Genomic DNA, 26008 nt, shown 5'->3' with positions numbered 1-26008 from the left:
TGTCCTAGACTTCACCGCCGTGAGTGTGCCGCCGCGCCGGGCTCCCGGTGACCTGCTGGTGCACCTGCGCCGGGCCCGCGACCACGCGGACCTGCACTACACCGAGCCGCTGGACCTCGGCACCCTCGCGGCGGTGGCCGGGATCAGCAAATACCACTTCCAGCGCCTCTTCACGGCGACGTACGGGGTCTCCCCGGCGGAGTACCTGAGCCGACGGCGTGTCGAACGGGCCCAGGACCTGCTCCGGGCCACCAACCTCACCGTCACCGAGGTCTGCCACGCCGTCGGGTTCACCAGCCTGGGCTCGTTCAGCAGCCGGTTCCGGGAGGTGGTCGGCGAGACGCCGAGCGAGTTCCAGCGCCGCTGGGCCGCGAGCGGGGCGCCGCGGATCCCCGGCTGCTTCGTGTTCATGTGGGGGCTGGCCGAGCGGCGGGGCTCCGCAACCGGGGAGAAGCCGGGCCCGGGCGACCGCTCCTAGCCTGGACGCATGATCACCAACATTTCGATAACCAGCGTGTTCGTCAAGGACATCGACGCCTCGAAGGCGTTCTACCTCGACGTGCTCGGCTTCGAGGAACACTCCGACATCACGCTCGCGGACGGCTCCTACCGCTGGTGCACCGTCAAGCACCCCAAGCAGCCCGAGCTGGAGGTGCACCTGACGCTGCCGGGTCCGCCGTACTCGCCGGAGATGGTGAGCGCGATCAACCGGGAGATGGACTCCGGCGGGATGTTCGGGCTCGGCCTGCGGGTGGACGACTGCCGCAGGACGTACGACGAGCTTCGCGCCAGGGGCGTCGAGTTCATCCACACCCCGGAGGAGCGGCCGTACGGCGTCGAGGCGGTGGGCCGGGACAACTCGGGCAACTGGCTGGTGCTGGTCGAGTCCCGGGAGTACTCGCCCGTCGACGTCGACTGATACGAACACCACCGCCCCACCCGGTGGCCGGCGCGGTCGTCCGCCCGGGCCGCCGGGTGGGGCGGCGGTGTGCCTGCCCTGCGCTCAGTACGTGTCGGCGAGTTGGCCGCGGAGTTTGGTGAGGGCGCGGGTGAGGAGGCGGCTGATGTGCATCTGGGAGACGCCGATTTGTTCGGCGATCTGGGATTGGGTGAGGTTGCCGTAGAAGCGGAGGGTGAGGATTTTCTGTTCGCGTTCGTCGAGGGTGGCCAGGGCGGGGCCGAGGGCGACGCGGAGTTCGGCGAGTTCGTATTCGTTGTCTTCGCTGCCGAGGAGGTCGCCGAGTTCGGTGGTGCGGTCGCCGTCGCCGGTGGGGGTGGACAGGGAGACGGCGTTGTAGGCGCGGGCGCCTTCGAGTCCTTCGAGGACTTCTTCTTCGGTGAGGTTGAGGTGGGTGGCGATGTCGGTGATGGTGGGGGAGCGGCCGAGGGTTTGCAGGAGGTTGCTGTTGGCTTCGCTGATGGCGAGGCGGAGTTCCTGGAGGCGGCGGGGGACGCGGATGTCCCAGGTGCGGTCGCGGAAGTGTCGTTTGAGTTCGCCGATGATGGTGGGGATGGCGTAGCCGGCGAAGTCGACGCCGCGGGTGGGGTCCCATTTGTCGATGGCTTTGATGAGGCCGACGGCGGCGGTCTGGATGAGGTCGTCGGTGGGTTCGCCGCGTCCGCTGTAGCGGTGGGCGAGGTGGTTGGCCAGGGGGAGCCAGGCTTCGATGGCTTTGTCGCGTAGGGCGGGTCGGGAGGGGTGGTTGGCGGGTAGCGCGGTCATGGCGTGCAGGAGTTCGGTGGCGGTGTCGTTCGGGGTGGGGGTGCTGACCGGCGCGGTGGTGGTGGTCGGCGCGGTTGTGGTGGTCGTCATGGTGGTCCTCCCTGCTGGTGGGCGGAGGCGAGTTGTGCGGTGGTGGAGGTTGGTTATGTGGTGTTCAGGTGGTGGAGTGTTGTGTGGCTGTTAAGCCAACACCTTAGCCCGTTGGTATCGGCAAACGCTAGCCGAACGGCTGATGTATAAAACGGATAAAACTACACATGGACGAGGTTTCGACAAGATCTTTCCACTGAATTAGGCTCCACCCCGTGACCCATCTCGCTCCGGACGACCCGGTATCGGACCGTCCCGGACGACCAACAGTCGCCGGGCTGGTGCTCGCCGCCGGTGCGGGCCGGCGCTACGGCGGGCCCAAGGCACTGGTCCGGTTCGACGGCCGGCTGCTTGTCGAACGGGCCGTCCAGGTCGCCCAGGGGGGTGGCTGCGCGCCGGTGGTGGTGGTGCTCGGCGCCGCCGCGCCGGCCATCCGGTCCCGGGCCGACCTCGGCGACGCCGTGATCGTGGAGAACCCGGACTGGGAGACCGGGATGGGCTCATCGCTGCGGGCCGGGCTGGCCACACTGCGGGAATCCGGCGCCGTCGCGACGGTCGTCCTGCTGGTCGACATGCCCGGGATCACCGCCGAGGCGGTCCGTCGGATGACCGGCATCGCCGCACCGGACGCGCTCGGAATGGCCGGTTACGGCGCCCGGCGCGGCCATCCGGTACTGCTCGGCCGGGCACACTGGTCCGGCGTGGCCGAGCTGGCGGTCGGTGACGTGGGCGCCCGGCCGTACCTGCGGCGGCACCAGGCGCGGCTGTCGGTCGTACCCTGTGCCGACGTCGCGGACGACACGGACCTGGACGTGCCGCCGGCGACCGTACCGTGACCCGGCGGGCGTCGCTGCGACAGTGCTGAGGCGTTCTCGTCCGGCCGGTACCCGGCGCTCGGCGGGGACGGCTCAGTGTGGCAGGCGCAGCGCGAGATAGCAGTCGACCCGGTCGGGAAACCGCGACAGGTCCCGCCCGGTGAGCTGCTCGATCCGGCCGATCCGGTAGCGCAGGGTGTTGACGTGCAGGTGCAGCCGTTCGGCCGCCCGGCTCCACGAACCGGAACAGGCCAGAAACTCGTCCAACGTGCCGAGCAGGTCGGTGTCGTGCGTCCGGTCGTAGGCGAGCACCGGGCCGAGTACCCGGTCCCGGAACGCCCGGCGCGCCTCGGCGGGTACGCCGGAGAGCAGCAGCAGGTGCGAGGCGAGATCAGCGGCCGAGACCACGGTGCCGGGGCCGGGGTCCGCGATCGCCGTGGCCAGGGCGTGCTCGGCCTGCTCGACCGCGCCCGGCACCCCGCCCGGGTCGGCCGCCGCTCCGCTGATCCCCACCGCGAGCCGCCCGGCGCCGAGCCCCGGCACCAGCCCCGCGACCGTACTCCGGAGCAGCTCGGAGACCCCGGCGAGTTCGGTCGGCCCGCCGGCCAGCACAGCCAGCACCGTACCGGCCCGGGCGACGCCGGTGACCATGGCCGGCAGTGCCGTCGACCGGGCGAGTTCCTCGGTGACCGCGACCGCCAACTCCGGGGGCGTGGTCAGTCCGGTCAGCCGGACGGCCAGCACCAGCAGGGTCGACCGGGGCGGCAACCCGCCGGAGGAGAGCGCGGCGCGCAACTCCGCCGGGGAGGTGCCGGTGGACAGGACCGTGCCGAGCTGGTCGGCGAGCCGCCGTTCCACCCGGCCCGTCTCGTCGGCGTGCGCCCGTTCCAGCGCCACCAGGCTGACCAGTTCGGCCGCCGCCTCGGGCAGCCCGGGCGGCGGTTGCGGGCCGGACCCGGCGGCGGACGGCGACCAGCCCAGCTCCGTGTCCCGTACCGCACAGGCCAGCAGCCAGGCGGCGAGCCGGTGCTCGGGGCGGCCGGAGACGGCGACCACCCAGACCCGCCGGCCGTCGACCTCCACCACGGCCGGCAACCGCCCGGCGGACAGGAACGAGGACGCCAACCGGCGGCGGGCGTCGGACGGCAGTGCTCCGGTACCGGCGACGGCCCGACCGGTGGCGGTCAGCACCCAGCAGTCGACGCCGAGATCGGCGGCAACCGGCTCGATCAGGTCCGCCAACCGGGCACCGCCGGCCATCGCCGCGGCCAGCCCTCGATACCGGCCGAGCACCGTCGCCAGCCCGTTCGCCCGCCGAGCCCACAGGGTCGGGGTGACCTCGTCGATGATGTCCCGGAAGCTGACCTCGACCGGGACCTCGAACAGTGGTACGGCGTACCGCCGGCACGCCGTCACCAGGTCCTCGGGCACCGACCCGTACGCCGCGTCACCGGCACCGATCGCGGCGACCCCGGCGGCGGCGCAGGCCGCCACGAACCCGTCCGAGTCACCGGCCCGGCGCCGCCACATCAGTCCGGTCAGCACGATCTCGCCCCCGGAGAGGTAGCGGCGCGGATCGGGCAGGTCGGTGACGTAGACCCGGCTGACCGGTCGGTCCAGTCCGGATTCCCCGGTGAGCAGTGTCAGCCGCAACTGGGGTCGGTCCAGCGCCTCGCGCAGCAGCATCGCGTACCCGTCCGATCCCGGCGCCACGGGCCGGTTGGAGGAACCTACGAAAACGATACGGCGGCCGGCGACGGTTTCGGTGATCGCGCCGGTTCACCAGGGCACCGCCCGGCTGTTGTACTTCTGGACAACCGCGCAGGCGTACTTCTGGTCAACCGGGCAGGAGGTGAACGGGTGGCCACCGTCAGCACCGGGTTGGACGAGTTCAACCGGCGGTCGGCCGGGCAGGCCGAGCAGGCACTGCTCGCCTGCTGCGCCGCGCCGGACTTTGCCCGCACGGTGGCGGGCCGGCGGCCGTACCCGGACGTCGAGGCGGTGGTGGCGGTGGCCGACGCCGCGCTGCGCCGGCTGAGCTGGCCGGAGGTGGCGCAGGCGCTGGCCGCACACCCGCGGATCGGCGAGCGGCCGACCGGCACCGGTACGGAGGCGGACTGGTCGCGCCGGGAACAGTCCGGAGTCGACGGTGCCGACCAGGAGACCCGGGCCGCGCTCGACCGGGCCAACCGGGAGTACGAGCAGCGGTTCGGGCACCTCTTCCTGGTCTTCGCCGACGGCCGGACGGACCTGGAACTGCTCGCGGCGGCCCGGCGGCGGCTCGGCAACGATCCCGGCACCGAACGCGAGGTGGTCCGCAACGAACTGCGGCAGATCGCGCTGCTCCGGCTGAGGAGGCTGCTCTCGTGACCGACGACCGGACCAACCCGCCGGACGGCCTGATCCGGATCTCCACGCACGTGCTGGACACCGTCCGCGGCGAACCGGCCGCCGACATCCCGGTCCGGCTCGACCGGCGGGACAGCGGCGGCTGGACGCCTGTGGCACACGGCCGGACCGACTCCGACGGGCGGCTGGCCGACTGGACGCCGCAACTGGACCGGCTGCCGCTGCGCGGCGGACAGGCCGGCGGCTATCGGCTGGTGTTCCAGGTCGGGCAGCACTATCCGGCGGGCGCGGCGTTCTTTCCGGAGATCGTGGTCGCCTTCCAGATCACCGAGCCGGATCGGCACCACCACGTGCCGCTGCTGCTCAGCCCGTACGGCTACACCACCTACCGGGGAAGCTGAGGAGGCGCGGCGGTGGCGATCGTGCTTGGCCCGAACCAGTACGGCAAGGCCGAGGTGCGGCTGGTCCGGGTACGCCGGGACGGCCCCCGGCACGAACTGCGCGACCTGACCGTCAGCATCGCACTCGCCGGAGACCTCGACGAGGTGCACCGCAGCGGGGACAACGCGCACGTGCTGCCCACCGACTCGCAGAAGAACACCGTCTACGCGTTCGCCCGGGAACACCGCGTCGACCAGCCCGAGGAGTTCGGGCTGCTGCTCGCCCGGCACTTCGTCCGGAGCGCGCCGGCGATCTCCCGGGCCCGGGTGGAGTTGACCGAGCACGGCTGGCAGCGGCTCGGCCCGCACTCGTTCCAGCGCGACGGCGCCGAGAGCCGTACCGCCACGGTGACGGTGGACGCCGGGACAGGGGGCGGGGCCGACGGTGCCACTGTGGAGTCCGGGCTCGCCGGGCTGGTGCTGCTCAACAGCACCGACTCGGAGTTCAGGGGTTACCTGAAGGACCGGTACACGACGTTGCCGGAGACCGACGACCGGATCCTGGCCACCGCCGTCGAGGCACGGTGGCGGCACCACGACGTCGACCCGACCGGCCCGGGGCGGGACTGGGCGGAGTCGTACGCCGGGGTACGGGCCGCACTTGTCGACGCGTTCGTGGAAACCTACAGCCGTTCGCTGCAACAGACCCTGTACGCGATGGGGCACCGGGTACTCGCACAGCGTCCCGAGATCGCCGAGGTGCGGCTGACCCTGCCGAACCGGCACCACCTGCTGGTCGACCTCGCGCCGTTCGGGCTGGACAACCCGGGCGAGGTGTTCGTGGCCACCGACCGGCCGTACGGGCTGATCGAGGGCACCGTGACCCGCACACCGGAGCACGGGGACGGCGGGGCGGGCTGATGGAGTTCCTGCAACCACGGAACTGGGCCGAGGCGCTGGCGGCGCGGTCGGCGTACCCGGAGGCGCTGCCGGTGGCCGGCGGCACCGACGTGATGGTGGAGCTGAACTTCGCCCGCCGCCGCCCGCCGGCCCTGCTGGACCTGGGTCGGGTTGCCGAGCTGGCCGACTGGGGCGTCGAGGACGGGTTGCTGCGGCTCGGCGCCGGGGTGCCGTACCGGCGGATCGTCACCGAGCTGGCCGGCCGGGTGCCGGGGCTGGCGATGGCGGCCCGGACGGTCGGTTCGGCGCAGATCCGCAACCGGGGCACCGTCGGCGGCAACCTCGGCTCGGCCTCACCGGCCGGGGACGCGCTGCCGCCGCTGCTCGCCGCCGGGGCGCTGGTGGAGCTGGCCTCGGTCCGGGGCGTCCGCCGGGTGCCGGTGGCCGGCTTCTGCACCGGGCCGAAGCGCAGCGTGCTCGCCCCGGACGAGCTGATTGCCGCCGTCCTGATCGCGCCGGACGGCGGGCCGGAACAGTTCGCCAAGGTCGGCACCAGGAACGCGATGGTGATCGCGGTCTGCTCGTTCGCGCTGGCGCTGCGGCCGGCGGACCGGACGGTCGGCACCGGGATCGGTTCGGCGGCACCGACGCCGGTCCGGGCGGAGGCGGCCGAGGAACTGCTCGCCGCCGAGCTGCCCTGGGCGGACCGGATGGTGCTGCCGGAGCCGCTGGTCCGCCGCTTCGGCGAGCTGGTCGCGGCGGCGGCGAGTCCGATCGACGACCTGCGCGGCACCGCCGCCTACCGCCGGCACGCGCTCGGGGTGCTGGCCCGGCGGGCGGTGCAGCGGGTCTGGGCGGAACACCGGCGGAGGGGGGACGACGGATGAGGATCGACTGCGTGGTCAACGGCGAGCCGCGCCGGGCCGACGACGTCTGGGCCGGGGAGAGCCTGCTGCACGTACTGCGGGAGCGGCTCGGGCTGCCCGGCGCCAAGAACGCCTGCGAGCAGGGCGAGTGCGGCTCCTGCACTGTCTATCTGGACGGCGAGCCGGTCTGCGCCTGCCTGGTGCCGGCCGGGCAGGCCCGGGGCCGCGAGGTGGTCACCGTGGAGGGGCTCGGCCCGGGACCCGGCGAACTCGACCCGGTGCAGCGGGCCTTCGTCACCGCCGGGGCCGTGCAGTGCGGATTCTGTACCCCGGGACTGGTGGTCGCGGTGCACGACCTGCTGGCCCGGACGCCGTCCCCGGCCGAGGAGGAGATCCGGGAGGCGTTGGCCGGAAACCTGTGCCGGTGCACCGGGTACGAGAAGATCCTGGCGGCGGTACGGCTGGCCGCCGGCCGGGAGGACAAATCATGATCATCATCGAGAACTGCGCGGTCGCCACCGTCGACCCGGCCGGTACCGAGTACTCCGACGGGCACCTGGTGCTCGACGAGGGCCGGATCGTCGCGGTCGGCCCCGGGCATGCCCCCCGCTACCACCGCTCGGTACGCCGGATCGACGGCACCGGCTGCCTCGCCACCCCCGGCCTGGTGAACACCCACCACCACCTCTACCAGTGGGCGACCCGGGGGATGGCGCAGCAGGAGGAGCTGTTCGGCTGGCTCAAGGAGCTCTATCCGGTCTGGGCCGGGCTGGACGCCGAGGTGGTGGCCGCGACCACCGCCGCCGGGCTCGGCTGGCTGGCGCTGCACGGTTGCACCACGAGCACCGACCACCACTACGTCCACCCGTCCGGGGCCGGTGACCTGATGGCCGCCCAGGTGGAGGCGGCCCGGGGGGTGGGGCTGCGGTTCCATCCCTGCCGGGGGTCGATGGATCTCGGGATGTCGGCGGGTGGGCTGCCGCCGGACGAGATCGTCGAGGAGACCGACGCGGCGCTGGCCGCCACCGAGGAGGCGATCGACCGCTACCACGACCCGGCCGATGACGCGATGCTGCGGGTGGCGGTGGCGCCCTGCTCGCCGTTCAGTGTCACCCCGGAGCTGATGACCGAGGCGGCGGCGCTGGCCCGGCGCCGGGGCGTACGGCTGCACACCCATCTCGCCGAGACCGTCGACGAGGAGGAGTACTGCCGGCAGACCCACGGCTGCACCCCGGTCGAGTACGCCGAACGGCTCGGCTGGCTCGGCCCGGACGTCTGGCTGGCGCACGGCGTACACCTGGACGACGCCGGGCTGGACGCGCTGGCCGGCAGCGGCACCTCGGTCGCGCACTGTCCCAGCTCGAACGCCCGGCTCGGGGCCGGTACCGCCCGGGTGCGGGAACTGCTGGACCGGGGCGTGCCGGTCGGGCTCGGCGTCGACGGACCCGCCTCGCAGGAGGCCGGCCAGCTCGGCGCGGAGCTGCGCCAGGCGCTCTACGCGGCCCGGCTGCGCGGCGGGGCGGCGGCGCTCACCGCCCGGGACGCGCTGGCGCTCGGCACCATCGGCGGGGCGCGCTGCCTCGGCCGGGCCGACCAGCTCGGATCGCTTCAGGTCGGCAAGCTCGCCGACGTGGTGCTGTGGCGGCTGGACGGGCTCGGCCACGTCGGCATCGACGACCCGGTGGCGGCGCTGGTCCTCGGGCCGCCGGCCCCGGTGGAACTGTCGCTCGTGGGAGGTGAGCCGGTGGTCGACAACGGTGAACTGCGCACGGCCGACCCGGGCGGCTTGGCGCGCGGGCTTCGGCGGGCGCACCGGACCCTGATCCGCCGGGCCCGGCGATGACCGGGCCGCTGGGCGAGGTGCGGCCCGCCAAGGATGCGGCCGGGCCGCGACCGGAGGTGGCGGCAGCGGTCTCCCAGGGCATCGGGACCAGTCCGGTACGACCGGACGGGGCGCTGAAGGTGCGCGGCGAGTTCGCGTTCTCGTCGGACCTGTGGGTCGACGACATGCTGTGGGGCACCACCCTGCGCAGCCCGCACCCGTCGGCGGTGATCCGGGGCATCGACATCGGCGCCGCGCTCGCCGTCCCGGGGGTGTACGCGGTGCTGACCGCCGCCGACGTGCCCGGCGACCGGCACTACGGGCTGGAGGTGCCGGACCAGCCGGTGCTCGCCGTCGACGAGGTCCGCTACCGGGGCGAGCCGGTGGCGATCGTCGCCGCCGACCATCCGGAGACGGCACGGCGGGCGGCCGAGCGGATCGTCGTCGACTACCTGGTGCGGGAGCCGGTGACCGACCCGGAGGCGGCGCTCGCCGACGGCCGGCTGGTGCGGCACGTGCCGATCCGCCGGGGCGACCCGGACGTCACCGCCGAGGTGGTGGTGACCGGGGAATACCGGGTCGGCATGCAGGACCAGGCGTTCCTCGGGCCGGAGTCGGGGCTGGCGGTGCCGGCCGAGGACGGCGGGATCGAGCTGTACGTCGCCACCCAGTGGCTGCACGCCGACCAGCGGCAGGTCGCCGCCGCGCTCGGGTTGCCCGTCGAGTCGGTGCGGCTGCGCCTGGCCGGGGTGGGTGGCGCGTTCGGTGCCCGGGAGGACCTGTCGATGCAGGTGCACGCCAGCCTGCTGGCGTTGCATACCGGGCGGCCGGTGAAGATGGTCTACGGCCGGGAGGAGTCGTTCGTCGGGCACGTGCACCGGCACCCGGCGATCCTGCGCTACGAGCACGGCGCGACCCGGGACGGCGAGCTGGTCTACGTACGGGCATGGATCCTGCTCGACGGCGGAGCGTACACCTCCACCACCCCGGCGGTGGTGGCGAACGCGGCGAGCCTCGGGGTGGGGCCGTACCGGGTGCCGAACGTGACGGTGGACGCGTACGGGGTGCACACCAACAACCCGCCGTGCGGGGCGATGCGCGGGTTCGGGGCGGTGCAGGCGTGTTTCGGCTACGAGTCGCAGATGGACCGGCTGGCCGAGGCGGTCGGGCTGGATCCGGTGCAGGTGCGGATCCGCAACGCGCTGGCCGAGGGCGGGCTGATGCCGACCGGGCAGCGGGTGGAGGGGCCGGCTCCGGTCGCCCGGTTGCTGGAGCTGGTCCGGGACCGGCCGGCACCCGCACCGGCCGGCGACGACCCGCGACAGTTGCCGGGCGGGGTGGCGAACACGACCGGGCCGGAGCAGGTGGTCCGGGGGGTCGGGTACGCGATCGGGATCAAGAACGTCTGCTTCTCGGAGGGGTTCGACGACTACTCCACCGCGCGGGTCCGGCTGGAGCTGATCGGTGGCGAGCCGACGGTGCTGGTGCACACCGCCGCGGCCGAGGTCGGGCAGGGGCTGGTGACGGTACAGGCCCAGATCGCCCGGACCGAGCTGGGCGTCGAGCGGGTGGTGGTGGCGACCGCCGACACCTCGGTCGGGAGCGCGGGGTCGTCGTCGGCGTCCCGGCAGACGTACATGACCGGGGGTGCGGTGCGGGCGGCCTGCCAGGCGGTCCGGGCGGCGCTGGCGGCGCGGCTGCCCGCCGGTCCCGACCCCGGTGCAGGTGACGGTGCCGGGCTGGAGCTGGCCGGCGGTGTGCTCCGGGACGCCGCCGGCCGGAGCCTCGGCACCCTGGTCGAGCTGCTCGCCGCCGGACCGGTCGAGGAGACAGTCCGCTGGCGGCACCGGCCGACCCGGCCACTGGACCCGGTGACCGGGCAGGGCAACGCGCACGTGCAGTACGCCTTCGCGGCGCACCGGGCCACAGTGGACGTGGACCCCGAACTCGGGCTGGTCCGGGTGGTGGAGATCGCCACCGCCCAGGACGTGGGCCGGGCGATGAACCCGCAGGCGGTACTCGGACAGATCCACGGCGGCACCGCCCAGGGGCTCGGGCTGGCGCTGATGGAGGAACTCCAGGTCGTCGACGGGGTGATCCGGAACCCGTCCTTCACCGACTATCTGATCCCGACCGTCGCCGACGTTCCGCCGATGACCGTCGACGTGCTGGAGCTGGCGGACCCGCACGCCCCGTACGGGCTGCGTGGGGTGGGGGAGCCGCCGACCATCTCGGCCACCCCGGCCATCGTGGCGGCGATCCGGGCGGCGACCGGGGTACCGCTGACCCGGGTACCGGTCCGGCCCGAGCACCTCACCGGGACCGGCTGATGGGCCGGCTTCCCTCGGACGTCTACGCCGAACTGGACGGGCGGCTCGGGCCGGTCGACGCCGAGCTGCGGCGTCGCTACCCGGGGCAGCCGTCCGGGCGGCAGCCGGTGCACACCGTCTACGTGCCGGCCGACCGCTGCGGCCCAGGGCTGCCGGCGCGGTGGGGAGCGGCGGCACTGGCGGCGTTGCGTGATCATCCGCCGCTGCCGTACCCGGCGCGGCTGCACGAGCGGGTGGTCGACAAGCTGCGCCGGGAGCCGATCGAGGACCTCCGGATCGACTTCGAGGACGGCTACGGGATACGCGACGACGAGACCGAGGACGCGGCGGCCCGGGAGGCGGGGCGGCTGGTCGGCGCCGGGCTCGGGGTGCCGTTCGCCGGGCTGCGGATCAAGAGCCTGACCGGGGCGCTCCGGCGTCGGGCGGTGCGCACCCTCGACCTCTTCCTCGCCGCGCTGTGCGACGGCGGTGCCGAGCTGCCCCCGGCCGACCGGTTCGTGGTGACGCTGCCGAAGGTGAGCGTACCGGCCCAGGTGGAGGCGATGGTGCTGCTCTGCGAGCGGCTGGAGACGGCGTACGGGCTGCCGGCCGGGTGGCTGCGTTTCGAGGTGCAGATCGAGACGCCGGCCGCGATCCTCGGCCCGGACGGGCTGGCGACACCGGGCCGGTTGGTCGGGGCGGCGGCCGGCCGGTGCACCGGGCTGCACTACGGCACCTACGACTACAGCACCGCCTGCGGGATCGCCGCCGCGCAGCAGAGCCTGGCGCATCCGGTCGCCGACTTCGCCAAGGCGGTGATGCAGGTGGCCGCCGCCGAAACCGGGGTACGCCTGGCCGACGGCTCGACCAACCTGCTCCCGGTCGGCGACACCGCCGCGGTACAGGCCGGCTGGGCGGAACATGCCGCGCTGGTCCGGCACGGGTTGGAACGCGGCTACTACCAGGGCTGGGACCTGCATCCGGCCCAGTTGCCGACCCGGTTCGCCGGCACGTACGCGTTCTTCCGGGACGGGCGGGCGGCGGCGGTGGGGCGGCTGCGGGCGTACCTCGACGGGCGCTCCGGCGGGATCCTGGACGAGCCGGCGACGGCCCGGGCCCTTGCCGGCTTCCTGCTGCGCGGGCTGGACTGCGGCGCGCTGACCGAGGACGAGACCGGCTACGACCGGGCCGCGCTGTCGGCGCTGTGACCGTAGCCGGATGTCGCGGGGGAGGGGAGCGATGAGTGGGTACGACCTGGTGCTGCGGTCCCGCCGGGCGGTGCTGCCCGACGGGGAGCGGCCGGCGGCGATCTGCGTACGCGACGGCCGGATCGCCCGGGTGGCCGGGTACGACGAGGTGCCCGGCACCGACCTCGGCGACCTGGCCCTGCTGCCGGGGCTGGTGGACACGCACGTGCACGTCAACGAGCCGGGGCGCACCGAGTGGGAGGGTTTCGCCTCGGCCACCCGGGCCGCGCTGGCCGGCGGGGTGACCACGATCGTCGACATGCCGCTCAACTCGGTGCCGCCGACGGTCACCGTGCCGGCGCTGCGCCGCAAGCGGGACGCGGCCCGGGGCCGGTGCCACGTCGACGTCGGCTTCTGGGGCGGTGCCGTCCCGGAGCACCTGGCCGAACTGCCCGCCCTGCACGCCGCCGGGGTGCTCGGGTTCAAGGCGTTCCTGGTCGACTCGGGGGTGCCGGAGTTCCCGCCGCTGGATCCGGCCGGGCTGGGCGAGGCGCTGGCCGCCGTCGACGCGCTCTTCCTGGTGCACGCCGAGGACCCGGCCCGGATCGCCGTCGCCCCGGCCTCCGCCAGGTACGCCGACTTCCTCGGCTCCCGGCCGCCGGTTGCCGAGCGCCGCGCGGTCGAGGTGGTGCTGGCGGCGGCCCGGCGTACCGGCCGGCGGGTGCACGTCCTGCACCTCTCGGCCGCCGACGCGCTGCCGGCGGTCGCCGCCGCCCGTGCCGACGGGGTACGGGTGACCGTGGAGACCTGCCCGCACTACCTGTCCCTGGACGCTGCCGAGGTGCCGGACGGGGCGACCGAGTTCAAGTGCTGCCCGCCGATCCGGGACGCGGCGAACCGGGACGCGCTCTGGGCCGGTCTCGCCGCCGGGCTGGTCGACTGCGTCGTCTCGGACCACTCGCCGTGCCCGCCCGCGCTCAAGCGGCTCGACAGTGGAGACTTCGGGGCGGCCTGGGGCGGGATCGCCTCGGTGCAGCTCGGCCTGCCGGTGGTCTGGACCGAGGCGCGGCGACGCGGCCACGGGCTCGCCGACCTGGTGCGCTGGATGGCACGCCGGCCCGCCGAGATCGCCGGGCTGCCCGGCAAGGGGGTGCTGGAGGTCGGCGCCGACGCCGACCTGGTGGCGCTCGACCCGGAGGCGGAGTGGACCGTCGAGCCGGCCCGGCTGCTGCACCGGCACCCGGTCACCCCGTACGCCGGGCGCCGGCTGGCCGGGGTGGTCCGGGGCACCTGGCTGCGCGGCGAGCCGGTCGCCGCGACGGATCCGCCCCGGGGACGCCTGCTCTCCCGGGACGACCCTCGGGCCGGCTCCGCCACCGACCCGCTCTCGCTGGACAGGGCGGACGGCCGGGACCGGCCGGTGGTCGACCGGAAGCGGTCGGCGGGTCGGCGGGTCGGGGAGGAGCACCGATGAAGGCCTTCACCGAGCTGCCCGACCTGGCGGCGCGGTCGCTCGGCGGCGGCGTGGTGGCGGCCAACGACGAGTTCTTCGCCGCCCGGGACAACCTGGTCAGCGACGAGCCGCCAGGCTTCGCCGCCGGCACCTTCGGGGCAAAGGGCCAGGTGTACGACGGTTGGGAAACCCGCCGTCGCCGGGAACCCGGCCACGACTGGGCGGTCGTCCGGCTCGGCGCCCCCGGCGTGGTCACCGGCGTGGTGGTGGACACCGCGCACTTCGTCGGCAACTATCCGCCGTACGCCTCGGTGGAGGCGTGCGGGATGGCCGGATACCCCGATCCGGTCGAGCTGGCCGGTGCCGAGTGGACCACCCTGGTACCCCGGGCGGCGTTGCGCGGGGATGCCCGTAACCTCTTCGAGGTGGACGACCCACGCCGGTACACGCACGTGCGGCTGCGGATCTACCCCGACGGCGGGGTGGCCCGGCTGCGGGTGCACGGTGTGGTCGTACCCGATCCGGCGCTCTTTCCCGACGGGCAGCTCGACCTCGCGGCGCTTGAGCACGGCGGCCTGGTGGTCGGGTGCAGCGACATGTTCTACGGTTCGCCACGGCAGTTGATCGCGCCCGGCCTGGCCCGGAGCATGGGCGAGGGCTGGGAGACCGCCCGGCGGCGCGACGACGGCAACGACTGGGTACGCGTCCGGCTGGCCGCCCCCGGCCAGATCCGGCAGGTCGAGCTGGACACCAGCCACTTCAAGGGCAACGCACCGGCGGCGGCGACCCTGCGCGGCATCGACACCCGGGTCGCCGACCCGGCGGACGAGACCGCCTGGTTCGAGATCCTGGCGCGCACCCGGTTGCAGCCGGACACCCGGCACCGGTTTCCGGTCGACGCCGTCCCGACCGCCACCGAGGTCCGGCTGGACATCTTTCCCGACGGCGGCATGGCCCGGCTGCGGCTGCCCGGCCGGATCGCCCCGACCGACCTCGGCCGGCTGCGCCGCCGCTGGTCGGAGTCGTTGCCTGCGGCCCAGGCCCGCCAGGTGGGGCAGGTCGGCAGCCGTCTGGGAGCATGGTGGCCGTGACCCGGACCGTACTGCTGCACCTGCTCGACGGCGCCGGCCGGCCACTCGGCGTGCTGCCGAAGTACGACGTGCCGACGCCCTGGTGGCAGGAGATCGGCGACGTGGTGACCGGTGCCCGGGCCCGGTACGGCCTTGACGTGGCCGTACTGCGGCTGCTGCACACCGACCGTCCCGAGCCGCACGGCGGTACGGTCGGCTACCTGGCCCAGCTCGCCCCGGGCACACTGGTGCCGCCCGGCGTACCGCTGGCACCGTCCGAGGTGGACCTGTCGGCGGAGCCGCTGCGGGCGCCCTGGGCCGAGCCGGGCGGGCCGGCGGCGAGCCTGCGCTGGGCCGCTGCCGAACTGCACCGGGCCGGCCGGGGTGCACACGTCGCCGTGCCGCAGCGGGCCTGGAACCTGTCGGCGATCTGGCGGCTCGACGTCGCGGGGGCGGCCGGCGGGGCCGGTGCGCCGGTCTGGCTCAAGCAGGTACCCGGGTTCCTCGCGCACGAGGCGGTGCTGCTGCGCTGGCTCGGCACCGTGGTACCCGACCTGGTGCCGGTGCTGCTGGCCGCCGACGGCTGCGGGCGGATGCTGTTGGAGCACGTGCCGGGCGAGGACGGCTACGGGCTGCACCCCGCTGGGCGGGACGAGGTCGCCGCCGACCAGCACCGGATCCAGCTCGCCTCGGTGGGACAGGTCGAGCGGCTGGTCGCGGCCGGCGTACCGGATCGGCGCGGCGCCGCCCTGGCCCGGGCCGTACGCGATCGGCTGACCGCGCACGGCGTCGACCTGGGGCCGGTGCGGTCGCTGCTGGACGGCCTGCCGGACCGGATGGCCGAGGTGGACCGCTGCGGACTGCCGGACGTGCTGGTCCACGGCGACCTGCATCCCGGAAACGTCCGGATCGACGGCGACCGTCGGGTGATCATCGACTGGGGGGACGGTTTCGTCGGCCATCCCGGCTTCGACATCCTGCGGCTGACCGAGGCACTCGACCCGGAGCCGGCCGGCGAGCTGCTGCGATCCTGGGTCCGGCGCTGGCGGTCGAGCGTTCCGGGCAGTGACCCGGCCCGGGCGGTTGAGCTGCTCCGCCCGGTCGCGGCGTTGCGGCTGGCAGCGGTGTACGCCGACTTCCTGAGCCGGATCGAGCCGAGCGAGCGGGCGTTCCACGCCGCCGACGTGCCGGCCTGGCTCGACCAGGCGGCCCGAACGCACTGAGCCGGCGGAGGTGACTGTCGACTTTCCGTCTCGCCTGCGCTTGTCTGCGCCCGGGGCCGGTCGTAGCGTCGCGGCTATCCCGACGCGACAGGAGCCCTGTTGAGCCAGCCTGTTCCGCCGCAACTCGTCCTGCACTGCCGGATGCTCCACTTCGGCTGGGTGCCGGCGGATCCCGAGGCGGTGGCGGCGACGGTTCCGCCGGGTCTGCGGCTGCCGGCGAACCGGCAGGTCTTCCTCCAGCAGTACGTGGTGGACGACGCGGTCCAGACCTCCGGGCTGGAGAGCTACTCGGCGGCCGGCCTCGGCCCGGATCTCGACCTGACCGACGCGGGCCGGGCAAGGTGGTACACCCACCACCTGAGTTCGAGCCCGCTGGCCCAGGCCCAGGCGGCGGTACGCGGGGTACCGACGGGTGCCGGCCGGACCACGATCGAGATCATCGGCGAGGCGCTGGTGGCGGTGACCGAAGTGGACGGCGCGGCGCTGATCCGTACCACCGCCCGGGTGGGCCACACCACCTCCCGGGTCTACCGGGGCCACGTCCGCTATCTGAGCCGGCTCGGCAGCCAACTCGTCGGCGCCACCTGCCCGTACATCTTCGAGCCGGTCACGCCGTTCGAGATCGAGTCGGTGGAGTTCCTCGCGCCGGACCATCCCGTGTACGCGCTGCGGCCGGCCAACCCGTTGGAGTTGCTGTGGGGCTTCTATTCGCCGCGCTCGTCGTTCGTGCTGCCGGGCAGCGAGGGCTGGGTCGGATATTGACTCCGTCCGGGCCGGCCCGTCCGGTGGGCCGGTCATGACGTCGGCGGCCGAGCTGCGCTCCCGGTACGTCGACCAGCTGCGCCGAGACGGCCTGCTCGGCGGTGCCGACCTCGTCCGGGCGTTCGACACGGTGCCCCGGGAGGAGTTCGTCGCGACCGGTTTCGACGACGGTCAGGGGCGTTGGGTCGGGCCGGCCGATCCGGACTTCCTCTCCCTCGTCTACCGGAACCACCCGCTGGTCACCAAGGTCGTCGACGGCGTGCCGGTCAGCTCGTCGAGTCAGCCGTCGCTGATGGCGGCGATGATCGAGTCGTTGGCGTTGCGCCCCGGCAGCCGGGTACTCGAGATCGGTGTCGGCACCGGTTACAACGCGGCCCTGATGGCGACCCTGGGCGCCCGGGTCACCACTGTGGACATCGCCCCGGACGTCGTCGAGCGTGCCGCTGCGGCGCTGCGCCGGGTCGGGCTCTCCGACGCCGTCGACGTACGCCTCGGCGACGGCTACCTCGGCGCGCCCGGAAACGTCGGCTACGACCGGGTGGTGGTCACGGTCGGGGTGACCGGGGTGTCGCCACGCTGGCTGGACCAGCTCGCGCCGGACGGTTACCTGCTGGTACCTGTCGAACATGCCGGAAACCACCCGGTGCTGCGGGTCCGGCCGGTCGGGCCGGGGTTGGGCGAGGCGCGTGGCGAGCTGCGCGCCGGGTTCATGTCGGCGGCCGGGCCGTTGGCGGTCCGCTCTCCGCAGGCGCATCCGGCGCCCGACCGGAGTGGCACGTTGCCGCCGCCGACCGTGCGGCACGGACCCCGCTGGCGTCCGCCACTTGATGTCTTCCGCTATCACGACCTCTGGTTCGCGGTCGGGGCCTGGGACCGGCGGGCGACCTTCTCCGTCGGTCCACCGGGCGGGTGGGGCGGCCCTGGCGGCTGCCTGTTGCTGGACGAGGTGCACGGCGGCGGGGCGGGACTGCTCGCGGACGGTTCGGTGCAGGCGGCCGGACCGTCCGCCGCCCGGTACGCCGCGGACGCGATCGGGCTGCGGGACCGCTGGGTGGCCCGGGGCGAGCCGACCATCCGCGACTGGACCGCCCGGCTGGTGCCGGCCGGCGATCCCGACCAGCCCATCCTGGTGCCGACCGGCTGGATCCAGCACTAGAGACCCGGTACGGCACCGAAGCCGCCGGACCTGGACAGGGCAAACCGCACAGACCGCTCGTCCGGCCCCGATCCGGTCACGCCCCGTCCGGCCCGGTCTGGGCCAGACGGCTCGCAGTCGGGCCGTTCGCGCACGGTGGGGGGTTTCGGGCGGGTCCCAGCGGGGCAGGCTACCCCGGAATCGGCCTGAGCTGCGGGGTTTCTGATCGCCCAAAGCGGCAACTCCGATGTCGGGTTGCCCCGATCGTGCATGGCGGCGGGGCCGTGTTCACCTGCGGCCTCCGGGCAGCCCGGGCGCCCCGTGGGGTGTCAGGCGAGGACGACCGGCGCGTACCAGCGGTGGCGCCGGGTGACCGGTCAGTCGGCGGCAGAGGTCGTGCCGGTACAGCGCGTGGTCGTCCTGCCCGTGTCGGAGAGCAGGCGACGACCAGGGGAGGACAGTATGTCCAGCGAGATCATGGAAGCCGAGCCGGATCGACCGGACCAGGCGGCGGTGGAGAGCGAGCGCGGAGCTCTCGTCGCGGTGTTGGTGATGGTGGTGCTCGGGGTGGCCGGCATCTTCGCCGTATCCACCTGACGACGTTCGATCTTCGCTGACCGGACCCGCCGGCCGCCAGCGCGGCTGGCGGGTCCGACTCCCGTCCGGTCAGTTGACCACCGGATCCCGCTCCGGCACGGTCCCGGCACCGCCGTCGGACCGGGTGCGCTGGCCGGAATCATCCGGCCGTTCGTCGGTGCCCGGCTCACCGGGGCGTCCGGCGCGCCGGGCCGACCGCAGCGCGACCAGCCCGGTGCCGAGGCAGAGTAGGGCGGCGACGACCAGTGGCAGGCGGTGGTCCGGCAGGACCAGTCCCGCGCCGAGTGGCGTGGCGAGCGCGACGGGTGCGAAGAGCAGGGTGTTGGCGCTGCCCGACACCCGCCCCAGCAACGCCTCGGGCGTGCGGGACTGCACCGCCGTGATGGCGGCCACCAGGGTCCAGGGCAGGCCGATCCCGACCAGCACGGAACACGCCACGGCCGCCGGGGACCAGGGGACGATCCGGCCGAGGGTGCCGAGCGCGAAGAGGGCGGCGCCGAGTGCGCCGACCGCGAGGCTTCCCCGGGTACGCAGCAAGCGGCCGACCAGCAGACCGCCGAGCAGCGATCCGGCGCCCTGCCCGGAGGAGAGCACCCCGACGAACGCGGCCGGCTGGTGCAGGTCCTCGGTGACGACCGCGTAGACGGCGGCGGTGGTGAACCCGGACATCGCGATGGTGACCGAGCCGACGAGTACCGGTGTGCGCAGTTCGGGGTGGCGCCACAGGAAGGCGAGACCCGCCCGGATCCGCCCGCTCCCGTCCTCCCGCCGTGCGGCGTTCGGGGCCTGCGGGCGGAGCTTGAGCAGCGTGTAGAGGCCGGCGGCCACGGTCAGCGCCACGGCGGTGAGCGCGGCCACCGGATGCCCGCCCTGCCAGACGAAGAGTCCAGCGCCGGCCAGCGGGGCGACCAGCTTCACGCCCTCCTGTGCGCTGGTACGCAGCCCGTTGACCCCGCCGAGGGCGGCCGGCGGGAGAGCGGCCGGGAGTACGGCGTTCTCGGCGGCGTCGACCAGGACGAGGCTGGTGCCGTAGCCGACCATCACGAGATAGACCAGCCAGACCTGGGCGTCGGTGCGCACCGTCAGCAGCGACAGTACGGCCACCGCGGTGAGCAGGTGCGTCCAGACGATCAGTCGTCTGCGGGGCAGCCGGTCCACGAGCGCGCCGAGGATCGGTCCGAGCAGGGTCGGGGCGAAGAGGCAGAGGCCGGTGAGCGCGGCCAGGCTGCTGGAGCCGGTGAGGTCGAGTACCCAGATCCCGGAGGCGACGTTGAGCGCGGTACCGCCGAATCCGGAGATCAGCGAGATGCCGACGAAGATCGGGATGTTGCGCCTCTCCGGGCTTCGCCACGCTGCGATGGGCACGTTCCAACCTCCGAGGGCTTGAGCCGTAGGGACTCACATCCTCGGTTCACGAGGCGGCGCCTGTCAACCAGAAGTTAAGTCGAGTTGACTCAACTTGCCTGGTCGACCGCACGGCGCAGTCGGTCCAGTGCCTCCGGCAGGGCGCCCGCCAACTGCTCGGACGGGATCGAATCGAGATCCGCGACGGCCTGGACGGCGAGCGCGTACAGTCCGCCGGGCTCGGCGGAGCGGGCCAGTCCGAGGGTGGTACGCGCGAGTCGGGCCCGCGGATGCCAGTCGGCCCCGTTCGGATCCGTGCTCAGTCGCCGGTGTGCGGCCAGCACCGCCGCGCGGAGCCGGGTGATAGTCGCCCCGTACGAGCTGTCAACGGCCTGTTGACGTTTGCGTTCGGCGCGTACCCGGGCCGGATCCCGGGTCGCCGCACCCGAGAGCCGTACCCAACGCTGCTCGGCCGCCTGTCGGCTGGCCAGCCCCAGTGCCGTGGCGATCTGTGCCCAGCTCGCCCGCTGCTCCCGTGCCGTCTCGACGAGCCGGCGCTCGGCCTCGTCCAGCCCGGCCCGTACCCCCTCCAACAGCCGCAACGCGGCCAGTGGTGGGGGATGCCCGGTACCGCTGCCGGAGGCGGCACCGAGCACCGCCGCGTACGCCGTCAGCAACCGTCCCGCCTCGTCCGACGCTGCGCCGGCCGGCGGATGTGTCGACGGGCTCCCTGACCGGTCCACTTCCTCGGGTTCCTCGGGTGACATCCCAGCATGATGGGACGCCGACCCGGATATGTCAACGATTAGTTGACGCTGAGACGGTCACCCACCCGTTCCGGCCCTGCCTTGTCTCGCGAGCGAGGTTCCAGGAAGTCACCATGGTGACTTCCTGGAACCTCCGTCAGTGGGACGGTGGCTCTGCGGCGTCGGCGGCGGACCCGCGTCGCTAGGCTCTGACGGGTGGAGGAACTGGAGTTGGCGGACTGGCGCGAGCAGGTGACCAGGCTCTACCTGTCCGACCTCGACCTGGCCGGATTCCGGGCGGCCCGGGACGCCCTGTTCGCCGGGCATCCGCAGTCACCGATCCCGCTGGCCGAGCGGGCCGGGTTCACCGGCCTGCGCTACTTCCCGCCCGAGCCGTCGGCCATTGTCGACGTGCCGGTACGCCCGGCCAGCGGCACGCTGAGCATCGACACCGGCGGGCCGGGCGGAACGGTGCGCTACCGCCGTTCGGGCATCGCCGAGACTCCCTGGGGACCGCTGACGCTCTGGTGGATCGAGGCGTACGGCGGTGGGCTCTTTCTGCCGTTCCGGGACGGCACCGCCGGCCGGGAGAGCTACGGCGGCGGGCGCTATCTCACCGACACGGTCAAGGGGACCTACGGTCGGGGCGTGACGGTGCTGCCCGGTGGCCGGCTCCGGCTGGACTTCAACTACGCCTACAACGCCTCCTGCGCCTACGACGACACGTGGGCCTGTCCACTGGCGCCGGAGGAGAACCGGATCACGGCGCCGATCCGGGCCGGCGAGCGCGCCTACCACTGACCCCGCCGGCCCGACCGGTACGCCGCAAAGGTGCCACAGGTCAACCGGTGGCACCGGCCTGCCGCTGGCCCTGCCAGTTCATCCGGCCGATGAGCTGCCGCGCATGGTCGGCGAAGGTCGCGTCGACGGTCACGGCGTACTGGTTGGCCCGCAGGCTGCTCGCCGAGGTGAAGTCGCGCCGGCCGCCGGTCATGGCGTGCGCGATGGCGCCGAAGATGGCGCCCCAGACGGCACCGATGGCGAGCCCCACCAGGATGACGGCCCACCAGTTGCCCACCGTGAAGATGCCGAAGAGCAGGCCGATGAAGAGCCCGAACCAGGCACCGGTGGCCGCGCCGGCAAGTGCGGCCCGGGCGGTCGTCATCCGGCCCAGCACCGTTTCGACAAGGGTGAGGTCGGTGCCGACGATCGCGGCCCGTTCGACCGGAAACTGGTTGTCCGAGAGATAGTCCACTGTGTACTGCGCCGATGGGTAGTCCGGGTACGAGGCGACGGTCACCGTGGACCGCTGCTCCGGCGCGGTCCCACCCTCGCTGCTCGGCGCGTTGAACTGGTCGCCGGACGGCCCGGCGGGAAGGTTGTTTCCACCGGCAATACCAGGCATACCGGACTGCCAAGCCGCCGTCGGGTTCCTGGACATCATGAATCAGCCTCCTTCGTCACGGCTCGATTTCCCGCCTGCCCTGTCTGGTAACCCGTTGCGAGCGCGGTAAACGGAATGGGCCAATTGGGCGCAATCTCCCGTAAGTCCGATTACTGGAGGCGCGGCCTCGAGCCGGCGCGTCGGAGGCGGTCAGTGCACGGGCGCGGTGCCGACCCGTCGCTCCTCCTGCTCGGCGGCCGAACGCACCGCCGCCGCCGTGTGGTCGTCGAGCGGAAAGAACGACTCGACGGAGAGTTCCGCCACCGTCACGTCCAGCGGGGTGCCGAAGGTGAAGACGGTACTGAAGAAGGCGAGTTCCCGGTCGCCGTGGCGGATCCGCAGCGGTACCACGACGTCACCCGGCCCCGGGATCTCCACCTCGGGCTCCGGCTGGTCGCAGGGGTACCCGCGCAACTCGGTGTAGAGGTCCGACAGCTCGGTGTCGCCGCTCAGCGCGACCTGCCGGCGGAGCCGCCCGAGCAGGTGTGCCCGCCACTCGCCCAGGTTGGCGATCCGGGGCGCCAGCCCGGCCGGGTGCAGCGCCAGCCGGAGTGCGTTGACCGGCGGGGTGAGCAGCGGTGCCGCCGCCCCGGCGGTGAACAGGCCGATGCTCGTGTTCGCCTCGACCAGGTACCAGCCCCGGTCCACGGCGATCGCCGGATAGGGCTGGTGGGCGGTGAGCACCTGGCGGACCGCGCCGCGTACGGCGGCCAGGGCCGGAGAGTCCAGCGGGGTACGCGGGTAGATCGGCGCGTACCCGGCGGCGAGCAGCAGGTGGTTGCGCTCGCGCAGCGGCACGTCGAGCTGCTCGGCGAGCCGGAGCACCATGTCGCGGCTCGGCATCGCCCGGCCGGTCTCCACGAAACTCAGGTGTCGGGTGGAGATGTCCGCCTGGATGGCGAGTTCGAGTTGGCTGAGCCGGCGCCGCTCACGCCACTCGCGCAGCAGTTGGCCGACCGGTCGCTGCCGCTGTCCGGCGACCGTCATCTCGTCATCACCATTCCGATCGTACGGCCGGCTGGCGGCTGCGGCCCGCCCGGCCTGGTCAGGGGTGGTATGCCCGGGTGGCCGGGTCACCGCCCTCGCGTGTGGCGGGCGGTGACCCGGGCCGGGGTCAGCTCGTGCAGGCGTTGCCGTTCAGGGTGTAACCGGTCGGCGTGGCCAGGGTCCCGCTGTAGGTGCCCTGGAATCCGATGCTCGTGGTGCCACCGGTCGGCAGCGAGCCGTTCCAGGCCGCGTTGCCGACGCTGATCTGACTACCGGACTGGCTCCAGACGCCGTTCCAGCCGTTGCTGTACCGGACGTTGGAGCCGACGTTGAAGGTCAGGGTCCAGCCGTTCACCGCCGGCCCCTCGTTTGTCACCCGGATCTCGGCGGTGAATCCACCGGTCCAGGAGTTGGCGGTCCAGGTCACCCGGCAGCTCGTGCCGGCAGGTGGGGTGGTGGGCGGTGCCGTGGTCGGTGGCACGGTGGGCGGTGCCGTCGTCGGTGCCGTCGTCGGCGGGGTGGTCGGCGGGTTGGTGGGCTGGTTGGGGGCGGCCATCGCCATGTCGTACGCCCGCTGCGGGACGAACTGGCCGGCGGTGGCGATGCAGCCGTCCGCCTCGCCGGGCAGTTTGATCCAGAGCAGTGCGTCGACCGCCGAGTCGCCGGTCTGGTTGGTGCTCGGCGTGCCGATCGCCCTACCCGCCGGATCGCACCACTCGCTCTGCGGGTCGGGACCGTTGCCGTTCCGGCTGGTGTCCACCACGATCTTGAGGTTCGGTGCGCCGGTCGCCGCGACCACCTGCTTGGCGTAGTTCACCGACTCGGACGTGGTGCGGTAGTTGGAGACGTTCACCGAGATCCCGTCGGCGCTGTTGGCGATATCCGCCCCGACCAGTCGGGAGGCCATCACCGGCGGGCTGAGCCAGGCCGAGTTCGCCGAGTCGAAGTAGACCCTGGCCTGGCTGGAGGCCGCCTTGAACCGCTTGCCGGCGTACGCCATCGACGCCTGGGTCTCGGCCTGCTGCGAAGAGTTCATGCAGTTCGACATCAGCGCGAGCACGTCGGGTTCGAGGATGATGGTCGCCGGCCGCCCGTTCAGGCCGCCGGCCACCTGGTCGATCCACTGCCGGTAGGCGGTGTGGTTGGGCAGCCCGCCGCTGCTGGCGCCGCTACAGTCCCGGTTGGGGATGTTGTAGACCACCAGGATCGGGATCTTCCCGGCCGCGGCGGCGGCGCCGACGAAGGAGTCGACCTGACCGCGTACGGTGCTCGGGTTGTTCTGGGTGAACCACCGGCCCTGCGGGACGCTGGCGATCCGGTCCCGGATGACGGCGGACCGGAAGTCGTTGGGGTTGGCGGCGACCCAGCGTGCGGCGCTGGTGTCCGGGTCGACGTAGAACGCCGAGTCGGCGGCCTTGGCCGGGGTGGGGTTGAACAGGCCGACACCGACCGCTGTCGTCGCGGCGAGTGCCGTGACAGCGACGGCACCGGCCGCGACGAGCGCGGGTCTGAGGTGCATGCGGTACTCCCTTCGGGACGGTGGGAGATCGAGGGGCATCGCTGGAAGCGCTCCCACAGACATCGATTACGGTAGAGCCATGTTGCGTCCGTGTGAAGCCCCGGTTTCGGCCGTACGCCAACACCGCAGGTCAGCGGCTTGCGGCGGTACGCTGCCGGCGCCCTGCCGAGCGGCCGTCCGGCCCGCTCGGCGGCGTTCCGGCACCGCTGAGCGGCGGTCCGCTGACGCTGCGTGGCCAGAGGTTGCCGCTGCCGCGTACGCTGCCAGACGGAGGTGGGCGGTGAACGCGTCGCGTACGACCGGCGGACGATGACATTCGAACCAGCCGCCCGGCCGGAGGCCGGAACACTGCGGCACGACGCCCTCTTCTACCGCGGCGACGACGACTACGTCACAGGCATCGGCTCCTTCGTAACGGCCGGGCTCACCGCTGGTGAACCGGTGCTGATCGCGGTACCCGGAATCCGGCTCGACCTGCTGCGTGCGGCGCTCGGCACCGGCACCGACCTGCGCTTCGTCGACATGGCCCGGGAGGGGCGCAACCCCGGATGGATCATCCCCGGAGTGCTGCACGCCTTCGTCGAGGAGCATGCGCCGCTGCGGGTACGTGTCGTCGGGGAGCCGGTCTGGCCGGGCCGCTCGGTGCTCGCCTACCCCCGCTGCGTACAACACGAAGCCCTGATCAACATCGCCCTCGCCGGCCGGCCGGTCAGCCTGCTCTGCCCGTACGACGCGGCCCGGCTGGACGTGGACGTCATCGCCGATGCGGCCAGCACCCACCCGTTCCTGATCCGCGACGGCGACCGGCGGGCCAGTGCCGGCTACGGCCGCCCGGAGAGCGTGGTCGACTCGTTCAACCTTCCGTTCCCGCCCGCGCCGCCGTCGGCGTCCACGTTGTTCTTCGAGGCCGCCGGCCTCTCCGGGATGCGTGCCATGGTCGCCGCGCTCGCCCGGGAGGCCGGGCTCGGCCGCGACCAGGTCGAGGACCTGCGGGTGGCGGCGAACGAGATCGCCACCAATGCGGTGGTGCACTCCGGGCGCCCGGCGGTGGTCCGGGTCTGGCTCGACGACGAGGGAGTCGTCTGCGAGATCACCGGCTCCAGCGTGCTCACCGACCGGCTCGCCGGCCGCCTGCCGCCGTCACCGGTCAGCGACACCGGGCGCGGCCTGCTGCTGGTCAACTACCTCTGCGACCTCGTACAGGTGCACACCGACAGCACCTCGACAAGCGTCCGGCTGCACATGCACCGCCGGGCAGGCCGGTGACCGGCCCCGCCCCGACCGGTT

At 73.4% G+C, this 26008-nt stretch carries 26 protein-coding genes; 19 read left to right on the top strand and 7 right to left on the bottom strand.

The window, feature by feature from the left end:
• Window positions 1–19: 19 nt before the first annotated feature.
• A complete protein-coding gene (locus CLT71_RS10070; protein WP_486483177.1) occupies window positions 20–478 on the top strand; it encodes a helix-turn-helix domain-containing protein in 459 nt (152 codons plus the stop codon).
• Between the two features lie 9 nt (window positions 479–487).
• On the top strand, window positions 488–919 hold the full coding sequence (locus tag CLT71_RS10065; RefSeq protein WP_101366881.1) for a VOC family protein: 432 nt from the start codon (window positions 488–490) through the stop codon (window positions 917–919).
• Between the two features lie 84 nt (window positions 920–1003).
• Here CLT71_RS10065 and CLT71_RS10060 read toward each other — a convergent pair whose 3' ends face one another.
• On the bottom strand, window positions 1004–1813 hold the full coding sequence (locus tag CLT71_RS10060; RefSeq protein WP_101366880.1) for a SigB/SigF/SigG family RNA polymerase sigma factor: 810 nt from the start codon (window positions 1811–1813) through the stop codon (window positions 1004–1006).
• A gap of 215 nt (window positions 1814–2028) precedes the next feature.
• On the opposite strand from CLT71_RS10060, the gene CLT71_RS10055 reads away from it, so the two are divergent.
• Window positions 2029–2649 (top strand): nucleotidyltransferase family protein, encoded by a 621-nt coding sequence (locus CLT71_RS10055; RefSeq protein WP_486483176.1) that lies wholly within the window; start codon window positions 2029–2031, stop codon window positions 2647–2649.
• 72 nt (window positions 2650–2721) lie between these two features.
• Here CLT71_RS10055 and CLT71_RS10050 read toward each other — a convergent pair whose 3' ends face one another.
• A complete protein-coding gene (locus CLT71_RS10050; RefSeq protein WP_101366879.1) occupies window positions 2722–4341 on the bottom strand; it encodes a PucR family transcriptional regulator in 1620 nt (539 codons plus the stop codon).
• A 147-nt stretch (window positions 4342–4488) separates the two neighbouring features.
• On the opposite strand from CLT71_RS10050, the gene uraD reads away from it, so the two are divergent.
• The 14 genes from uraD (at window position 4489) to CLT71_RS37920 (ending at window position 18681) form a co-directional block, all read left to right on the top strand.
• Window positions 4489–4998, top strand: a complete 510-nt coding sequence (uraD, locus tag CLT71_RS10045) for a 2-oxo-4-hydroxy-4-carboxy-5-ureidoimidazoline decarboxylase (RefSeq protein ID WP_486483175.1) — start codon at window positions 4489–4491, stop codon at window positions 4996–4998.
• On the top strand, window positions 4995–5378 hold the full coding sequence (uraH, locus tag CLT71_RS10040) for a hydroxyisourate hydrolase (protein ID WP_199187566.1): 384 nt from the start codon (window positions 4995–4997) through the stop codon (window positions 5376–5378). Before uraD ends, uraH begins: the two co-directional genes overlap by 4 nt.
• Before the next feature lie 12 nt (window positions 5379–5390).
• Window positions 5391–6278, top strand: coding sequence for a factor-independent urate hydroxylase (gene pucL, locus CLT71_RS10035; protein WP_199187565.1), 888 nt, complete (start codon window positions 5391–5393; stop codon window positions 6276–6278).
• Window positions 6278–7144, top strand: coding sequence for an FAD binding domain-containing protein (locus CLT71_RS10030; protein WP_101366878.1), 867 nt, complete (start codon window positions 6278–6280; stop codon window positions 7142–7144). The genes pucL and CLT71_RS10030 overlap by 1 nt, the downstream gene beginning before the upstream one ends.
• Window positions 7141–7614 (top strand): (2Fe-2S)-binding protein, encoded by a 474-nt coding sequence (locus CLT71_RS10025; protein WP_101366877.1) that lies wholly within the window; start codon window positions 7141–7143, stop codon window positions 7612–7614. Before CLT71_RS10030 ends, CLT71_RS10025 begins: the two co-directional genes overlap by 4 nt.
• Window positions 7611–8966 carry an 8-oxoguanine deaminase gene (locus CLT71_RS10020; RefSeq protein ID WP_101366876.1) on the top strand — a complete coding sequence of 452 codons (1356 nt, stop codon included), beginning with the start codon at window positions 7611–7613 and terminating at the stop codon, window positions 8964–8966. The genes CLT71_RS10025 and CLT71_RS10020 overlap by 4 nt, the downstream gene beginning before the upstream one ends.
• Window positions 8963–11275 carry a xanthine dehydrogenase subunit D gene (gene pucD, locus CLT71_RS10015; RefSeq protein WP_101366875.1) on the top strand — a complete coding sequence of 771 codons (2313 nt, stop codon included), beginning with the start codon at window positions 8963–8965 and terminating at the stop codon, window positions 11273–11275. Before CLT71_RS10020 ends, pucD begins: the two co-directional genes overlap by 4 nt.
• Window positions 11275–12462, top strand: coding sequence for a DUF6986 family protein (locus CLT71_RS10010; RefSeq protein ID WP_101366874.1), 1188 nt, complete (start codon window positions 11275–11277; stop codon window positions 12460–12462). The genes pucD and CLT71_RS10010 overlap by 1 nt, the downstream gene beginning before the upstream one ends.
• Before the next feature lie 31 nt (window positions 12463–12493).
• Window positions 12494–13915, top strand: a complete 1422-nt coding sequence (gene allB, locus CLT71_RS10005) for an allantoinase AllB (RefSeq protein ID WP_101366873.1) — start codon at window positions 12494–12496, stop codon at window positions 13913–13915.
• Window positions 13912–14985 (top strand): allantoicase, encoded by a 1074-nt coding sequence (gene alc / locus CLT71_RS10000; RefSeq protein WP_101366872.1) that lies wholly within the window; start codon window positions 13912–13914, stop codon window positions 14983–14985. The genes allB and alc overlap by 4 nt, the downstream gene beginning before the upstream one ends.
• Window positions 14982–16187 (top strand): aminoglycoside phosphotransferase family protein, encoded by a 1206-nt coding sequence (locus CLT71_RS09995; RefSeq protein WP_101371303.1) that lies wholly within the window; start codon window positions 14982–14984, stop codon window positions 16185–16187. Before alc ends, CLT71_RS09995 begins: the two co-directional genes overlap by 4 nt.
• Before the next feature lie 99 nt (window positions 16188–16286).
• Window positions 16287–16949, top strand: a complete 663-nt coding sequence (locus CLT71_RS09990; protein ID WP_143743425.1) for a hypothetical protein — start codon at window positions 16287–16289, stop codon at window positions 16947–16949.
• Window positions 16950–16983: 34 nt separating this feature from the next.
• Window positions 16984–18105, top strand: a complete 1122-nt coding sequence (locus tag CLT71_RS09985) for a methyltransferase domain-containing protein (RefSeq protein ID WP_101366870.1) — start codon at window positions 16984–16986, stop codon at window positions 18103–18105.
• A 441-nt stretch (window positions 18106–18546) separates the two neighbouring features.
• A complete protein-coding gene (locus CLT71_RS37920) occupies window positions 18547–18681 on the top strand; it encodes a hypothetical protein (RefSeq protein WP_486483759.1) in 135 nt (44 codons plus the stop codon).
• 69 nt (window positions 18682–18750) lie between these two features.
• Here the strand turns inward: CLT71_RS37920 and CLT71_RS09975 are convergent, their stop codons facing one another.
• Together CLT71_RS09975 and CLT71_RS09970 are read right to left on the bottom strand one after the other, a co-directional pair.
• A complete protein-coding gene (locus CLT71_RS09975; protein WP_486483174.1) occupies window positions 18751–20046 on the bottom strand; it encodes an MFS transporter in 1296 nt (431 codons plus the stop codon).
• A gap of 89 nt (window positions 20047–20135) precedes the next feature.
• The gene (locus CLT71_RS09970; RefSeq protein WP_101366868.1) at window positions 20136–20792 is read right to left on the bottom strand and encodes a hypothetical protein; all 657 of its coding nucleotides are present in this window, start codon (window positions 20790–20792) and stop codon (window positions 20136–20138) included.
• A 195-nt stretch (window positions 20793–20987) separates the two neighbouring features.
• On the opposite strand from CLT71_RS09970, the gene CLT71_RS09965 reads away from it, so the two are divergent.
• Window positions 20988–21572 carry a DUF1684 domain-containing protein gene (locus CLT71_RS09965; RefSeq protein WP_101366867.1) on the top strand — a complete coding sequence of 195 codons (585 nt, stop codon included), beginning with the start codon at window positions 20988–20990 and terminating at the stop codon, window positions 21570–21572.
• Window positions 21573–21612: 40 nt separating this feature from the next.
• Here CLT71_RS09965 and CLT71_RS09960 read toward each other — a convergent pair whose 3' ends face one another.
• The 3 genes from CLT71_RS09960 to CLT71_RS09950 all read right to left on the bottom strand — a co-directional run bounded on the left by CLT71_RS09960 (window position 21613) and on the right by CLT71_RS09950 (window position 24721).
• Entirely contained in the window at window positions 21613–22215 is a 603-nt protein-coding gene (locus CLT71_RS09960) for a YflT domain-containing protein (RefSeq protein WP_486483173.1), read from the bottom strand.
• Window positions 22216–22365: 150 nt separating this feature from the next.
• Entirely contained in the window at window positions 22366–23202 is an 837-nt protein-coding gene (locus CLT71_RS09955) for a helix-turn-helix domain-containing protein (RefSeq protein WP_101366866.1), read from the bottom strand.
• A 127-nt stretch (window positions 23203–23329) separates the two neighbouring features.
• The gene (locus tag CLT71_RS09950) at window positions 23330–24721 is read right to left on the bottom strand and encodes a glycoside hydrolase family 6 protein (RefSeq protein ID WP_101366865.1); all 1392 of its coding nucleotides are present in this window, start codon (window positions 24719–24721) and stop codon (window positions 23330–23332) included.
• A gap of 309 nt (window positions 24722–25030) precedes the next feature.
• Here CLT71_RS09950 and CLT71_RS09945 point away from each other — a divergent pair, with 309 nt between their 5' ends.
• Window positions 25031–25987: a sensor histidine kinase gene (locus CLT71_RS09945; protein ID WP_101371300.1), complete on the top strand. Its 957-nt coding sequence runs from the start codon at window positions 25031–25033 to the stop codon at window positions 25985–25987.
• The last annotated feature ends 21 nt before the right edge of the window (window positions 25988–26008 follow it).

The organism is Plantactinospora sp. CNZ320, assembly GCF_002846275.1.
The sequence above is the reverse complement of the archived record's forward strand: the minus strand, read 5'-3'. Positions and strand labels throughout refer to the sequence as shown.